Source organism: Amycolatopsis sp. AA4 (genome assembly GCF_002796545.1).
Taxonomy (GTDB): Bacteria; Actinomycetota; Actinomycetes; order Mycobacteriales; family Pseudonocardiaceae; genus Amycolatopsis.
The window spans coordinates 7,156,874-7,171,427 of the sequence record NZ_CP024894.1; the positions used below are offsets into that span (position 1 = coordinate 7,156,874).

12 protein-coding genes are annotated in these 14,554 nt (G+C 71.0%); 4 read left to right on the forward strand and 8 right to left on the reverse strand.

The window, feature by feature from the left end; translation table 11 throughout:
• The first annotated feature begins 3 nt into the window (after window positions 1–3).
• On the forward strand, window positions 4–855 hold the full coding sequence (locus tag CU254_RS32975) for an immunity 49 family protein (protein WP_009083181.1): 852 nt from the start codon (window positions 4–6) through the stop codon (window positions 853–855).
• 40 nt (window positions 856–895) lie between these two features.
• Window positions 896–2,932 (forward strand): hypothetical protein, encoded by a 2,037-nt coding sequence (locus CU254_RS45090; protein ID WP_100266953.1) that lies wholly within the window; start codon window positions 896–898, stop codon window positions 2,930–2,932.
• A 4-nt stretch (window positions 2,933–2,936) separates the two neighbouring features.
• Here the strand turns inward: CU254_RS45090 and ilvA are convergent, their stop codons facing one another.
• Complete coding sequence (ilvA, locus tag CU254_RS32985) at window positions 2,937–4,139, reverse strand: threonine ammonia-lyase (protein ID WP_009083184.1); 1,203 nt, start codon at window positions 4,137–4,139, stop codon at window positions 2,937–2,939.
• Between the two features lie 96 nt (window positions 4,140–4,235).
• Here ilvA and CU254_RS32990 point away from each other — a divergent pair, with 96 nt between their 5' ends.
• A complete protein-coding gene (locus tag CU254_RS32990; protein ID WP_009083185.1) occupies window positions 4,236–4,499 on the forward strand; it encodes a hypothetical protein in 264 nt (87 codons plus the stop codon).
• Window positions 4,500–4,973: 474 nt separating this feature from the next.
• Here the strand turns inward: CU254_RS32990 and CU254_RS32995 are convergent, their stop codons facing one another.
• From CU254_RS32995 to CU254_RS33020, 6 genes are all read right to left on the reverse strand, one after another.
• Window positions 4,974–6,131 (reverse strand): cystathionine gamma-synthase, encoded by a 1,158-nt coding sequence (locus CU254_RS32995; protein ID WP_009083187.1) that lies wholly within the window; start codon window positions 6,129–6,131, stop codon window positions 4,974–4,976.
• A gap of 101 nt (window positions 6,132–6,232) precedes the next feature.
• Window positions 6,233–6,889 carry a hypothetical protein gene (locus CU254_RS33000; protein WP_050788336.1) on the reverse strand — a complete coding sequence of 219 codons (657 nt, stop codon included), beginning with the start codon at window positions 6,887–6,889 and terminating at the stop codon, window positions 6,233–6,235.
• A gap of 85 nt (window positions 6,890–6,974) precedes the next feature.
• Window positions 6,975–7,520: a hypothetical protein gene (locus tag CU254_RS33005; protein WP_199786047.1), complete on the reverse strand. Its 546-nt coding sequence runs from the start codon at window positions 7,518–7,520 to the stop codon at window positions 6,975–6,977.
• Between the two features lie 227 nt (window positions 7,521–7,747).
• Window positions 7,748–9,184 (reverse strand): hypothetical protein, encoded by a 1,437-nt coding sequence (locus tag CU254_RS33010; RefSeq protein WP_009083189.1) that lies wholly within the window; start codon window positions 9,182–9,184, stop codon window positions 7,748–7,750.
• Window positions 9,185–9,299: 115 nt separating this feature from the next.
• The gene (locus tag CU254_RS33015; protein WP_009083190.1) at window positions 9,300–10,670 is read right to left on the reverse strand and encodes a cystathionine beta-synthase; all 1,371 of its coding nucleotides are present in this window, start codon (window positions 10,668–10,670) and stop codon (window positions 9,300–9,302) included.
• A 33-nt stretch (window positions 10,671–10,703) separates the two neighbouring features.
• The gene (locus tag CU254_RS33020) at window positions 10,704–11,606 is read right to left on the reverse strand and encodes a pentapeptide repeat-containing protein (protein ID WP_009083191.1); all 903 of its coding nucleotides are present in this window, start codon (window positions 11,604–11,606) and stop codon (window positions 10,704–10,706) included.
• Window positions 11,607–11,726: 120 nt separating this feature from the next.
• Between CU254_RS33020 and CU254_RS33025 the strand changes: the two genes are divergently transcribed.
• A complete protein-coding gene (locus CU254_RS33025; protein WP_009083192.1) occupies window positions 11,727–12,947 on the forward strand; it encodes an acetyl-CoA C-acetyltransferase in 1,221 nt (406 codons plus the stop codon).
• A gap of 62 nt (window positions 12,948–13,009) precedes the next feature.
• On the opposite strand, the gene CU254_RS33030 is transcribed toward CU254_RS33025, so the two are convergent.
• Window positions 13,010–14,542 (reverse strand): DHA2 family efflux MFS transporter permease subunit, encoded by a 1,533-nt coding sequence (locus CU254_RS33030; protein WP_037715602.1) that lies wholly within the window; start codon window positions 14,540–14,542, stop codon window positions 13,010–13,012.
• Window positions 14,543–14,554: the final 12 nt, after the last annotated feature.

Sequence of the window (14,554 nt, forward strand, 5' to 3'; positions counted from 1 at the left end):
TAGATGACCGCCGTTCCCAGGCACTCCGTCAGCATCGACGTCGCGTGGAAGCAGATCGAGAAGTTGTCGCCGCAGGTGGCCTTCTACTTCGACTACATCACCCAGGACACCAGCGCGCTGGCGAACGTCCTGCGCCGGGAGCTGATGCTCGCGCAGTACCGCAGCGTCGTCGACCCGGACGCCGAGGACCCGGACACCTGGGGCGACCTCGGTCTCGCCGCGCAGGCCGCGGCCGCCGCTTTCACCGCGGCGTGCGCGCCGGAGGGCCAGGAGGTCGACGCGGTGATCGGCCGCCCGCGCCGTTTCGCGGCCACCGGCCCGACGCCGCGGACGGACCCGGCGGCTTGGCTCACCGCGGCCTGGCTCGCCGTGATCCAGCGCGACGACGTGCTGATCCAGCAGCTGGCCGCGGTCCCGCTGGACGTGCTGCGCGCGTCGGGCATCGAGCACGACGCCTACATGTACCCGTGGGTCGAGACGCTGCAGACGTTCCTCGCGCACCGCGAGGTCACCCCGGAGATGTTCCTGCCCGCGATGGACGGCACCGACCCGGACACCGCGCAGTTCACTCCTCCGGCGGCGATGCTGCAGCTCGTGTACCCGCCGATCCGGATGTTCTACTACGTGCTGCGCCGGGACTCGGAGAAGTTCGCCGAGGCGTTCGTCTCCGCGCTGGAGCGGCACCGCGAGTACTGGACCGCCGAGGACCGCTCCACCGACCCGGAGGGCTTCCTCGCACTGGCCCCGCTGGCGGTCGCGGTGCTCGCCCGTTCGGTCGGGATGACGTTCGACGTCCAGTCCGGTTACACGCCGGCCAACCTGCTCGCGGGCATTCTCCCGCCGCAGAACGGCTGAACGGCATGAAGCGTTCGCCCGGTGAGGAGCCGCTGACCCCATGACCCGGCCTCCGGTGCCGCTCACCGCTGCCCAGCAGCAGGAGCTCGTCCAGCAGATCGGCCAGGCGGCCGCGGCCGCGCTGCCCGCGGGCTGGCAGCAGCTGCAGGTCGTCTGCCGCGCCGCGGGACGGCACGTCGAAGTCGACGTCGCCGTGCTCGCCCCGGACAACCGGACCTACCCGGTCCAGCCGCATCCCGATCTGCCGCGGCTGCTCGGCGTGCTGCGCACCGGGATGTACCAGCCGGGCCGCGGCACGTGGCTGAGCGCGACCCTGGTGTTCTCCCCGCAGCGGCCGCCGTACGCGGACTACCAGCCGGACGTCGAGCCACGGTGGCGGCAGCTGCCCCCGCCGATCGGCTTCCAGGACGAGCTGCGGTTCTTCCCGCGCGAGGATCGGTTCGTGCCGCCGTGGTTGCGGCAGCGGGCCGGGGTGGTTCCTGGTGGTGTTGCTGGACAGCCGGTTCCGCCGCCTGTTCCTGGGGCGAACCCTGCGGTGCCGCCGCCGTTGCCGGGTGCGGAGAATGCGCCGCCCTCGACTGGGCCTGGCGTGACTCCGGAACAGCCGAGCGCGCCGCCGCCGTTGCCTGGGCAGGTGCCGCCGCCGTTGCCAGGCGCGGAAAACCCGCCGCCCTCGACCGGGTCTGCCGTGGCTCCGGAGCCCAGCACCCCGCCGCCGTCGGCTGGGGCGGAAAACCCGCCGTCCTCGGCTGGACCCGGCGTGACTCCGGAACAGCCGAGCGCGCCGCCGCCGTTGCCTGGGCAGGTGCCGCCGCCGTTGCCAGGCGCGGAAAACCCGCCGCCCTCGACCGGGTCTGCCGTGGCTCCGGAGCCCAGCACCCCGCCGCCGTCGGCTGGGGCGGAAAACCCGCCATCCTCGGCTGGGTCTGCCGCGCATCCGGAACGGGCCGCGGACGCAGAGCACTCTGTTCCCGCGCTCCCGGTCGATCAGCCGAGCGCGCCGCCGCCGTTGCCGGGAACCGAGAATCAGCCGACTTCGACTGCGGACTCTGTCCCGGGGCTCCCCGTGGACGAGCCCAACACGACTCCGCCTGTGGCCGCTACCCCGCCGTTGCCTGATCTTGAGCAGGCAGCCTCGGCGTCCGATGGCGATGAGGCGCAGTCCGAGCCGAGTGAGGTCGCGGCGGCTCAGATTGCGTCACAGAAGTCCGAGTCGGAAGCCGTTGTCCCCAAAGGGGATTCCCCGGGCTCGCCGGGTGAGTTGCGGACGCCGCGCGTCTACGACGGGTTCGACGAGGCGGAAAATCCGGTCGTGGAGCGGGAAGCGTTGTCGGCGGAAGAACGCGAGCGGGTTCTCGCGTATCTCGACAACGCGCCGGTCATCCTGGCGTCGCGCAGCAACGACACCGATGCCTTCGATCCGTCGCGCACGGACGCGGTTCCGCTGAACTTCCGGACCGACGGCAGCTGGGTGTGGCCCGGCGCGGTCGCCTATTACCTGCGTGAGCACGGGATTTCACCAGATCCGGAGCTGGTCGGGCACATCCGGGCGGTCGGATACACCGTGCCGGAGGTGGACGAGGCGACGCGGGACCGGATGCTGGCGGCGATGACCAGCCCGCCTGCTGAGGAAAGCCGTCCCCGGGAAGCGGAACCGACGGCGGATCCGGAGCAGCTGCTGGGCGAGATCTCGACGGCACTCGTCGCGGCGGCTCCGCAGGGGTGGCAGCGAATCGCCTTCGACTTCATGGCGTTGGGCAGGCACGCGAATCTCGCATGCGGCGCGCGGATGGCGGACGGGAGCACGCGACAAGTCCCGGTCGCGCGGGAACTGTCGAGGCCGTTGGCCGAACTGCGGCGCTCCAAGTACGTGCGAGGACGGGGCACCTGGTACTCGCTGTCGCTGGTCGTCGACCCGCCGTCGAACTACCAGGCCAGCTTCAACGAGGACGACGAACCGGCGTTCCACACGCCGCCCCGTCCCGAGGATTACGCGCTGGACCAGGAGCTTTACCCGCGCGACGAGGATTACCTCCCGCTGTGGTTCAGCGCCCGGCTGCCGGAGCGTCCACAGTAGACAGTCAGACGACGGTGAACCCGGCGTCGGCGAGGGCGGCCTCGACCTCCTTGCAGTGCTCGGGGCCGCGGGTTTCCAGGGCGAGGGCGACGTCGACTTCGCCGAGGGCCAGGCTGCCGGAGATGCGGGAGTGCTCGACGTCGAGGACGTTCGCGCCCAGGTCCTTCACGCACGACAGCACCGAAACCAGCGAGCCCGGCCGGTCCGGTACGCGCAGGTGCAGCTTCAGGTAGCGGCCGCCGGCGGTCATGCCGTGCTGGATGATCTGCTGCAGCAGCACGGGATCCACGTTGCCGCCGGAGAGGATCGCCACCACCGGCGGTTCGAAAGCGCCGGGGTGCTGCAAAAGCGCGGCCACGGAAGCGGCTCCGGCCGGTTCCACGACCAGCTTTCGCCGCTCCAGGCACAGCAATACCGCGCGGGACAAGGATTCCTCGGTCACCGTCACGACGTCGTCGACCAATGACTGGACGTGCGCGTAGCTGACCTTGCCCGGCTCGCCGACCGCGATCCCGTCGGCCATCGTGTGCACGTCGCGCAGCCGGACCGGCGCGCCCGCCGCCAGCGAAGACGGATAAGCAGCGGCGTCCTCGGCCTGGACCCCGACCACCCGGATCTCCGGATGCAGCGCCTTCACCGCCGCCGCGACGCCGCCGACCAGCCCGCCGCCGCCGGTCGGGACCAGGACGGTCTTCGCGCCCGGCACCTGCTCGAGGATCTCCAGCCCGACGGTGCCCTGACCGGCGATGACGTCGGGGTGGTCGAACGGGTGGATGAAGACCGCACCGGTGCGTTCCGAGAACGCGATGGCCTCGGCGAGGGTTTCGTCGACGACCGCGCCGTGGAGGTGGACCTCCGCGCCGTACCCGCGGGTCGCGGCGAGTTTCGGCAGCGGAGCGCGCAGCGGCATGAAGACGGTCGAGGAAATGCCGAGCAGCGACGAGGCCAGCGCGACCCCCTGCGCGTGGTTGCCCGCGCTGGCCGCGACGACGCCGCGCGCGCGTTCCTCGGCGGTCAGGCCGTGAATGCGGGTGTAGGCGCCGCGGATCTTGAAGGAACCGGTGCGCTGCAGGTTCTCGCACTTCAGATACACCGGGCCGCCGTGCAGCCGGCGCAGGTCGCGGGCGTGCTCCATCGGCGTGACGCGGGTGATGCCCTCGAGAAGCTTCCGAGCTTCCTGGATGCGCTCGACGCTGACCAGTTCCATGGCGCCGATGATGCCACCGACGGACGGCCGGGGTGCGCCGCCCGCCGGACCGGTACCCTGGATCACGGCAGCCACACATGACCAGGGAGTGCGACCATGGCACGCGCGCAGCACGGGACCACCTCCCGGGCCCAGTCCCGCACCGGTCTGCTGCCGCTCGCCGCGGGCATTCTGTCCGCGGTGGCCCTCACCGGAGCCGCCTTCGCGACCGTCGAAGCGGCCGGCTGCGCCGGCCCCGCCCAGTACATCCGGCACGACAATCACGTCGAACTGGTCGGCGGCTGCATCAACGGCGCGGACCTCCCGACGACGACCGGGACCCGGCAGGCCAATGCCCAGCCGGAGAACAGCAAGCCCTGATCCACGCTTCGGCTGAGCTGAGCAGCTTGGCTTTGGGCGGCAAGGGGTTTCGCCGGGTTCAGGTGGCGAGAACGCTTCGTCGAGACGGCGGCCGGGCGGATTCACCGGCAACCGGCACCGACTTCCGCTAGGCAATATCAGCCGAGGCCCAGCCTGAGATTCGGCAGGGCAGCTTCTCCGGGCGAACCCGCTCGCCTCGCGCGCCTCCACTCACGGGCAACCCCGCCCGACACTCGGCAAGGCAGCCACACCGAGCAAACCCGCACGCCCTCGCGCACCCCCACTCACAGGCGAAACCCGCCGAAGCGCTCGTGCCCACGAAAGGCTTCCCCCGGCACCGAGTTTCCCCGCAACTGCACCGCGCCAGCTGCGAGAACTTCGCCCCGAAACGGCAAGCCAGGCAGTCCCCGGTCAGCACCTCGAACGAGAACGGGGCACCGGAACCCAGCCCGATGCCCCGTCGTCGCGAAAAGATCAGCCCAGCGCCTGCGTAAGGTCCGCCACCAGGTCCCGGCCGTCCTCGATACCGACCGACAGCCGGATCAGGTCCTCCGGGACTTCCAGCGTCGAGCCTGCCGTCGAGGCGTGCGTCATCTTGCCCGGGTGCTCGATCAGGCTCTCGATGCCGCCCAGCGACTCCGCCAGCACGAACAGCTTCGTGCGGGACGCGACCTCCAGCGCCGCCTCCTCGCCGCCCTCTACGCGGAACGACACCATTCCGCCGAAGCGGCGCATCTGCTTCGCCGCGACCTCGTGGCCGGGGTGTTCCGGCAGGCCGGGGTAGTAGACCTTGGTGACCTTCGGGTGCTTCGCCAGCGTGCGGGCGACCAGATCCGCGTTGTCGCTGTGCCGTTCCATGCGCAGGGCGAGCGTCTTGAGCCCGCGCAGGGTCAGCCACGCGTCGAACGGGCCGGGGACCGCACCGGCGGCGTTGCGCAGGTAGAAGAGCTGCTCGCGCAGTTCGTCCTCGTTGGTGACGACCGCGCCGCCGACGACGTCCGAGTGGCCGCCCAGGTACTTGGTGGTCGAGTGCACCACGATGTCCGCGCCGAGGGCCAGCGGAGTCTGCAGGTACGGCGTGGCGAAGGTGTTGTCGACGACCAGTCGCGCGCCCGCGTCGTGGGCGACGCCCGCCAGCGCGGCGATGTCGGCGATGCCCAGCAGCGGGTTGGTCGGCGACTCGCACCAGATCAGCTTGGTTTCCGGGCGCATCGCGGCCCGGACCTCGTCGATGCGGCTCAGGTCGGCGACCGTGTGCTCGACGCCCCACAGGCTGAGCACCTTGTCGATCAGCCGGAACGTGCCGCCGTACGCGTCGTTGCCCAGGACCAGGTGATCGCCGGGGCGCAGGACCGTGCGCAGCACCGCGTCGGACGCCGCCATGCCGGACGCGAACGCCAGCGTGTGCCGGGCGCCCTCGAGCGACGCGAGGGCTTCCTCCAGCGCGGTCCGCGTGGGGTTCGCGGTGCGCGAGTACTCGTAGCCGCCCTCGCGGGTGCCGCCGACCCCGTCCTGCGCGTACGTGGACGTTTGGTAAATCGGCACGATGACCGCACCCGTGCGGGGATCGGGCTGCTGCCCGGCGTGGATCGCGCGTGTTTCAAAACCCAGGACGGAGTAGTCGTCGGCCATGCGTCCCAGGGTACGGGGCACCCCCGACAATCCCATCAGCTGGGAGGCAACTCACCATGCGGGAGAGGCTGCCGGTACAAAACGCACCGGCAGCCCCGAGGTCACCAGGCCTGCGGCGCGGGGTACCCGCCCTGGGCAGCCGCCTCCGGACGGTAGTTGACCCAGTCCGCGGTCGGCTTCACGATCGCCAGCACCAGGGTCGCGACCGGCGGGATCAGCGCGACCACGGCGCCGCCGATGCCCGCCCCCAGCATCTGGGCGCTGCCCTTGTACCCGGAGGTCGCGACTCCGGTGAGGACGGCGCTCAGGATCGTGTACGCGATCACCAGCCCGCAGCCGACGATCGTGCACACGCGGGCGGCGGGCTTGTGCAGGAAGAGGCCGATGCCGCCGAAGAACAGCAGGCCGACGAGCACCGCGTAGACGACGATTCCCACGTAGAGCTGCCAGATCGTGACGTGGACAGCCGAGAGCGCGACGACCGCGACGATGATCGAGATGATCGCGAAAATGCCGCCGATGATCGCGAGGATCCCGGCGATGATCGCGGTCGCGCCGTTCGGCTTCTGCTGGTACACGCCGGGCCCGCCCTGGTACGCCGGGTACGGCTGACCGGCAGCAGGCGGGGCGAACGGCTGCTGCGGGGCGCCCGGGTACGGCTGGGCCGGCGTCGGCTGGCTCGCCGGGTACGGCTGCCCGGGGAACGGGCCGCTCTGCGGCTGCTGGGGCTGACCCTGCGGGTTCTGGGGGTAAGTCACGGGGAGTCCTCGGCGTATCTGGTCCCGCCGGACGGCGGGTGGGGTGCCTGTATCGTGCCAGGCCCGCGCCGCTTTCGGGGAGGATTTACCAAGGTCGTGAGGGTGCTGAGACCGGTACCACGGGCACGCGGTAGCGCAGGTAGCCGAACGTACGCGGCAGCCCCGCCAGCACGAGCACGAACAGCACCGCCGCCGCGAGCGCGACGCGGTCCAGCGCGGCGAAATTCTCGAACCGCAGCAGCGTCCGGAAGTACTCGGCGTACGCCGGGGAACCGCCCAGCGCGGGCTCCAGCAGAAGCGCGCCGAGGGCGAGCAACGCGCCCGCGATGAGCAGGACCGCACCGGCTGTGGCGCGGAAAAACGTCGCGATCGCGCCGATCAGCAAGACCAGCGAAGCGGCCAGGTACGCGGCGAGGTCGGCGAGCGTCAGCGGCGAGAGGTCGCCGAGGCTGAATCCGGAAGGAATGTCGAGGAACAGCCGTGCCGGGAGATAGCCGGACGTCGCGGCGGCGACGAGCCCGAACAGTCCGGCCGCGATCGCGGTGCTTCCGTTCGGCCGGCGCGGCGCCGGCTCCGCCGGGGAGAATTCCCGTTCCCGCTGCCGTGCCGGAAGTCCGTGCAGGCCGCTCACGGCAAGTCCCCCTCGGGCTGGAAAGGCGATTCGGACGGCGCCCACCCTAGCCGGGAAATGCGCGGTTGGGGACCGGCCGCGGCGCATGTCCGGCGCAATTCCCCCGGCTGCCGGAACGGTGGGGAAAAGGCCACCAGTTCTGTGCGAATCCCGCGAAAAAAGGACCGGAAAAGACGAAGGGCGCCACCGTCGGGAGACGGAGGCGCCCTTCGCGGAGATTCAGCGAGTCACCACTGCTGCGGCGGCTGCTGGCCCGGCTGGCCGTAGCCCGGAGGGGGCTGCTGCCCGCCCGGCGGCGGGTACTGGCCCGGCTGGCCGAAGCCGCCCGGCTGCTGCGGCGGCTGGCCGTAGCCCGGCTGCTGGCCCGGCTGGCCGTACCCGGGGGGCGGCTGCTGTCCGAAGCCCGGCTGCGGGTTCGCGCCGCTGCCCGGGTTCGGACCGCCCGGCTGCGGGAAGCCGCCGCTGTTCGGGTTCGGGCCGCCGGGAGGCGGGAAACCGCCGCCGTGCGGCTGGCCGAAGCCCGGCTGTCCGCCGCCGAAACCGCCCGGCTGCTGCGGGCCGCCGGGGCCGCCCGGACCGCCGGAGGACGCGCCGAGGCCGACGTACTGCGAGGTGGCCGGGATGATCGCGACCACGCCGATGATCAGGATGATGACGCCGAGGATCAGCGTCAGCATGCCGCCGCCGCTCGTGGCGCTGGAGCCGGCGCCGCCGTACTTGTCGGCGAAGGAGCTGCTGACCGACGTCCCGGACTTCGCCAGGATCGAGAACAGCAGCAACAGCACGCCGCCGACGAGCACGCCGATCGGGGCGAGCTTGCGCAGCACCGCCGCGCGCGAGGCGAGAGCCAGCGCGACGCCGCCGGCCAGCGCGACCACCGCGCCGACCAGGATCATGATCACGTAGAACCACAGCGTGCCCGGCGAGGCGAGACCGGCCTCGTCGAACAGCTTCTGGTAGCGGCTCGAGCTGTCGTACAGCTTCGAGTAGTCGCTGGTGTCGCTCATGTAGCTGAACGAGACGATCAGCGCGATCAGGCCGAGCAGCGCGGTGATGCCGCCGGCGATGTAGCCGTACAGCGCGTTCCCGCCGCCGCTCGAGGGCGCGGGGGACGCGCCGAACGGAGCGGGCTGGCCGAAGCCCGGCTGGCCCGGCTGTCCGGGCTGGCCGAACGCGCCCTGCGGCGGGGCGCCGAAGCCGCCCTGGTCGAACCCGCCCGGCTGGCCGAAGCCCTGCGGCGGCTGCTGGCCCGGCTGCCCGGGCTGACCCGGCTGGCCGAAGCCCTGCGGGGCGCCGAACCCGGCGACCGCGGCCGGGTTGTCCGCCGCGCTCGGCGGCGGGGCGTACGGGATGTTCTGCGGCTGCTGGCTCGGCGGGACCAGCTGCGTCGATTCGGCGTTGCCCTCGGCGCTCACGGGGTTGACCACCTGCGTGGCGTTCGAGTCAGCCGGCTGTCCGGGCTGCACGACCTGCGTCGGTTCCGGGGTGTCGCCGAAGGCGCCGCCGCCGTGCGAGGGCTGCTGCGGCTGGCCCGGCTGGACCACCTGGGTCGGCTCCGACGCGCCGAAGGGACTGTCCTGCTGCGGTGTAGGACCACTCGACGGGCCCTGCGGCGGCTGCTGGCCGCCGTCCCAGGGCTGGTTCGGTGGCTGCGGAGCACTCATGTGGGTCTTGAACCCCCTTGACGAGGACGCGAAAAAGTTCTATTCGGCCGTAACGCTATCGGATGCCCGGCCAGAACGCGCGCAGACGCCCCGGCCGGTCGCCGTGAGGTTGCGCCTATCGGCCGGCGAGGAACGCGAGCAGATCGTGCCTGGTGACGACGCCCGCCGGCTTGCCGTCGATGAGCACCAACGCGCCGTCGGCCCCTTCGAGCGCCTTCATCGCGGCGCTCACCTGCTCGCCGGCTCCGATCGTGGGCAGCGGCGGCGACATGTGCGTCTCCAGCCGGTCGGCGAGCTGGGCCTTGCCGGTGAACAGCGCGTCGAGCAGGTCGCGCTCGTTGACCGCGCCGACCACCTCGGCGGCCATCACCGGCGGTTCGGCGCTGACCACGGGCATCTGGCTGACGCCGAACTCCGACAGGATGGCCACCGCCTCGGCGACCGTTTCGTTCGGGTGCGAGTGCACGAGGCTGGGCAGCGCACCGGACTTGCGGGTGAGCACGTCGCCGACCGTCGCGCCGGAGGAATCCGGCGGGAGGAAGCCGTAGGACGACATCCAGGCGTCGTTGAACACCTTGGTGAGGTAGCCGCGTCCGCCGTCGGGCAGCAGCACGACCACGACGTCGTCCTCGGTCAGCCCCTCGGCCAGCTTCAGCGCGGCGGCCACGGCCATCCCGCACGAACCGCCGACGAGCAGGCCTTCCTCGGTCGCGAGGCGGCGGGTGATCTCGAAGGAGTGCGCGTCGCTGATCGGGATGATCTGGTCCGCGACGTTCCGGTCGTAGGTCTCCGGCCAGAAGTCCTCGCCGACGCCCTCGACCAGGTACGGCCGTCCGGTGCCGCCGGAGTACACCGAGCCCTCCGGATCGGCTCCGACGACCTGGACGCGGCCGTCGCTGACCTCCTTCAGGAACTTGCCGGTGCCGGAGATCGTGCCGCCGGTGCCGACGCCGGCGACGAAGTGGGTGATCTTGCCGTCGGTCTGCCGCCAGAGCTCCGGGCCGGTGGAGTGGTAGTGGCTGGCCGGGTTCTCCGGGTTGGCGTACTGGTTGGGCTTCCAGGCGCCCTCGATCTCGCGCACGAGCCGGTCGGACACGTTGTAGTACGAATCGGGGTGCTCGGGCGCGACCGCGGTGGGGCACACGACGACGCGCGCGCCGTACGCGCGCAGCACGTTGCGCTTGTCCTCGCTCACCTTGTCCGGGCAGACGAACACGCACTGGTAGCCCTTGCGCTGGGCGACCATGGCCAGCCCGACCCCGGTGTTGCCCGAGGTGGGCTCCACGATCGTGCCGCCGGGGCGCAGTTCGCCCGACGCCTCCGCGGCCTCGATCATCCGCAGCGCGATCCGGTCCTTCACGCTGCCGCCCGGGTTGACGTACTCGACCTTGGCGAGCACGAGCGGCTTGAGCCCCCGCGTAAGCGAATTCAGCTTGACCAGCGGGGTGTTGCCCACGAGGTCCACGATGTGTTCTGCGTACTCCACGCGACCAGCCTAAACAGCCGGGCCCCGGACCGGCTAGCGCGGGACCAGCCGGAGCCAGCCGTCGTCGCCGGGTTCCTCCGCCCATCCGGCGGGCCAGGCGCGGCGGTATCCGGGTTTCGCGAGGGCTCCGGCGAGCCGGACTTTCGCGTCGTCGGCGAATTCCGCGTGCTGTTCGAACTGGGCACCGCGGAATGCGTCGCGTTCGCCGCCGATGACTGCGCCGCGAAAGTCCGCGCGTTCTGTGAAGACCGCGTCGGTGAAATCGGCTTTGGTGCGGAATTCGGTGCAGCAGAACGTCGATTTTCCGGTGAACGTCGTTTCGTGACAGACGATGGAACGGATCCGGCAATAGGTGAGCGTCAGCTCGACGAGGTGGGCGCCGGAGAAGTCGAGGTCGATGTCCGGCCAGTACGACCCGTTCGGCTCCTCCCCGCCGCCCGGCCGCAAGTGCAGCATCAGGATCCGCTGCGCGGCCTTGCGCACCTGCACCTCCTCGGCGGTGCCGTCCAGCGGCATCCGGAGATACGCGCAGAGCACGTTGACTATGGTCTGCCGCTGGTCGGCGTGGCTTTGCGCGAGCCGTTCGAGCGCGTACAGCCCGGCCAGCCGGACCGGGGCCTTGTCGCTGCCGAGCTGGTCGGCGGCCTTGCCGTACATGTCGGTGATCCGGCGCTCGGTCGCGTCGTGGTCCTTCTGTTCCAGATCCAGTTCCGCGGACCGCTGCCGGCGCGCGGCGAGCAGCAGCGCGGCCGCGCCGCCGGTCCCGACGACGATGCTCGAGGCCGTGCGCAGCGCGTCGAGCCGCGACGAATCCGCCGGGGTGCCGCCGCCGAGCAGCCAGAGCAGCAGTGCCGCCGCGACGGCCGCCAGCAGCACGATGCCGGTCCCCCACCACGCGATCGTGCGCGTGGACAACACCCGGTTGCGCTCGGTCACGGCGGAAATCCTCCCACGGGAGCATGGTGGTGCATGTCGCCTTCGGCTTTCGAACCGACGCCGGACGCGGCAAGATGGTGAGCAACCGCTTAGTGCCGCCGACCCGAGGATGTGTCTGTCATGCCCGAAGCTGTCATCGTCTCCACCGCCCGCTCCCCGATCGGCCGCGCCGGGAAGGGCTCGCTGGTCGGGATGCGCCCCGACGACCTGGCCGTGCAGATGGTGCGCGCGGCACTGGACAAGGTGCCCGAGCTGGACCCGGCCGACATCGACGACCTGATGCTCGGCTGCGGCCTGCCCGGCGGCGAGTCCGGCTTCAACATGGGCCGCGCGGTGGCCGTCGAACTCGGCTACGACCACCTGCCCGGCTGCACGATCACCCGGTACTGCTCCTCCAGCTTGCAGACCACCCGGATGGCGCTGCACGCGATCAAGGCGGGCGAGGGCGACGTCTTCATTTCCGCGGGCGTCGAGACCGTGTCGCGGTTCGCCAAGGGCAGCTCCGACTCCTGGCCGGACACGCACAACCCGCTGTTCGCCGACGCCGAGGCGCGCACCCAGGCCACCGCCGAGTCCGGTGCGGACAGCTGGCAGGACCCGCGCGAGAACGGCCAGCTCCCGGACGTCTACATCGCGATGGGCCAGACCGCGGAGAACCTCGCGCGGCTCAAGGGCATCACCCGCGAAGAGATGGACGAGTTCGGCGTGCGGTCGCAGAACCTCGCCGAGAAGGCCATCGCGGACGGCTTCTGGGCCAAGGACATCACGCCGGTGACGCTGCCGGACGGCACGGTCGTGTCGAAGGACGACGGGCCGCGCGCGGGCGTCACGCTGGAAGGCGTTTCCGGACTGAAGCCGGTCTTCCGCCCGGACGGCCGGATCACCGCCGGCAACTGCTGCCCGCTCAACGACGGCGCGGCGGCGGTCGTGATCATGTCCGACACGAAGGCGCGCGAACTTGGCCTGACCCCGCTGGCGCGCGTCGTGTCCACCGGTGTCACCGGCCTGTCGCCGGAGATCATGGGCTACGGCCCGGTCGAGGCGTCGAAGCAGGCGCTGTCCCGCGCTGGACTGTCCATTTCGGACATCGACCTGGTCGAGATCAACGAGGCGTTCGCCGCGCAGGTCATCCCGTCGTACCGCGACCTCGGCATCGACCTGGACCGGCTGAACGTCAACGGCGGCGCGATCGCGGTCGGCCACCCGTTCGGCATGACCGGCGCGCGGATCACTTCCACGCTGATCAACTCCCTGCAGCACCACGACAAGCAGTTCGGCCTCGAGACGATGTGCGTCGGCGGCGGACAGGGCATGGCGATGGTGCTGGAGCGGCTTTCCTAGTTCCGGCAACGAAAAGGGCCGCCCGCGACTTAGCGCGGGCGGCCCTTTTCTTCGGTCAAGCGTCAGTGCATCAGCACCGGCGGAGCGGTCTCGTCGGATTCCGTCGCCGTGGGCACCACGCGCTTCTTCGGCAGGAAGAGCGCGGGCACCAGGCACACCGCGAGCAGGATCGTGCCCCACAGGAACGTCGTCGCGAACGACTCGCCCGCCAGACCGGCCGCGGCGTCGTGCGTGGCCGGGTTCATCGTCGCCGCGGTGGCGACCAGCTGGCCCTGGCTCGTCGGGACTCCGAACTTCCCGGCGAGCAGCGCCGCCAGGATGATCGACATCACCGCGGAGCCGATCGCGCCCGCGGTCTGCTGCAGGATGTTCGTCGCGGTCGAGGCCTTCGCCATGTCCTTGGACCGCAACGTCTGCAGCGCGGCCGAGGTGATCGGCATCATCGTGCAGCCCATGCCGATGCCCATCACGAACAGCGCGGTCAGCAGCTGCCAGTACGGAGTGGTCGCGCTGACCTGCGTGAAGACCACCATGCCCAGCGCGATCAGGACCAGGCCGGGCACCACGATCCGGCGCGGCGCGATCTTGTCGGCGAGGCGTCCGGTGATCGGCATCGCCAGCATCGCGCCGAAGCCCTGCGGGGCCAGCAGCAGACCGGCGTTCAGCGCGGTCTCCCCGCGCACCAGCACGAAATACGTGGGCAGCAACAGCATCGCGCCGAAGAACCCGACGCAGAACACGGCCATCGTGATCATCGCGACCGAGAACGAGCGGTTGCGGAACAGCTTCAGGTCGATCAGCGGATGCTCCATGGTCCGCGCCCGCAGCACGAACGCGACCAGCAGCACGAGCCCGGCCAGCGCGGGCAGCCACACTTCCAGCGAGGCGACCGTGCCGGTCGACGGAATCCGCGAAACGCCGAAGATCAGCGCGGCCAGACCCGGCGACACCATCAGCATGCCGAGGAAGTCGAACCGGTTGCCCGGTTCCGGCTCGTCCTTCGGCAGCAGGCGCAGCGCGAGCACGAAGGCGATCAGTCCGATCGGGACGTTGATGTAGAAGATCCAGCGCCAGCTCACCGAATCGACCAGCCAGCCGCCGAGGATCGGGCCGCAGATCGGGCCGAGCAGCATCGGCACGCCCAGCACCGCCATGACCCGGCCGATCCGCTGCGGACCGGCCGCGCGGGTCAGGATCGTCATCCCGGCAGGCATCAGCATGCCGCCGCCGAGGCCCTGCACGACGCGGAACGCGATCAGCGATTCGACGTTCCAGGCGAGCCCGGCCAGCATCGAGCCGACCAGGAAGGTGCCGATCGCGAGCAGGTACAGCCGTTTCGTGCCGAACCGGTCGGACGCCCATCCGGTGACCGGGATGACCGTCGCCAGCGCCAGCATGTAGCCGGTCGCGACCCACTGGATGGTGTCGAACGACGTGGCGAACTGGATGGTGAGCTTCTGGAGCGCGACGTTGACCACGGTGGTGTCGAGGATCGCCATGATGGCGCCGAGCACCACCACGGAAGCGACCTTCAGCACTCCCCGGTCGAGTTTGTCACCGGCATCCGGCGCGGCCGGATTCGCGGGTGCGGACATGCGGAACCCCAT

What these genes read in the sequence shown, in the direction of transcription:
- CU254_RS32975 (WP_009083181.1), top strand. Translation starts at nt 4, where the DNA reads ATGACCGCCGTTCCCAGGCACTCCGTCAGCATCGACGTCGCGTGGAAG.
- CU254_RS45090 (WP_100266953.1), top strand. Translation starts at nt 896, where the DNA reads ATGACCCGGCCTCCGGTGCCGCTCACCGCTGCCCAGCAGCAGGAGCTC.
- ilvA (WP_009083184.1), bottom strand. Translation starts at nt 4,139, where the DNA reads ATGGAACTGGTCAGCGTCGAGCGCATCCAGGAAGCTCGGAAGCTTCTC.
- CU254_RS32990 (WP_009083185.1), top strand. Translation starts at nt 4,236, where the DNA reads ATGGCACGCGCGCAGCACGGGACCACCTCCCGGGCCCAGTCCCGCACC.
- CU254_RS32995 (WP_009083187.1), bottom strand. Translation starts at nt 6,131, where the DNA reads ATGGCCGACGACTACTCCGTCCTGGGTTTTGAAACACGCGCGATCCAC.
- CU254_RS33010 (WP_009083189.1), bottom strand. Translation starts at nt 9,184, where the DNA reads ATGAGTGCTCCGCAGCCACCGAACCAGCCCTGGGACGGCGGCCAGCAG.
- CU254_RS33025 (WP_009083192.1), top strand. Translation starts at nt 11,727, where the DNA reads ATGCCCGAAGCTGTCATCGTCTCCACCGCCCGCTCCCCGATCGGCCGC.
- CU254_RS33030 (WP_037715602.1), bottom strand. Translation starts at nt 14,542, where the DNA reads ATGTCCGCACCCGCGAATCCGGCCGCGCCGGATGCCGGTGACAAACTC.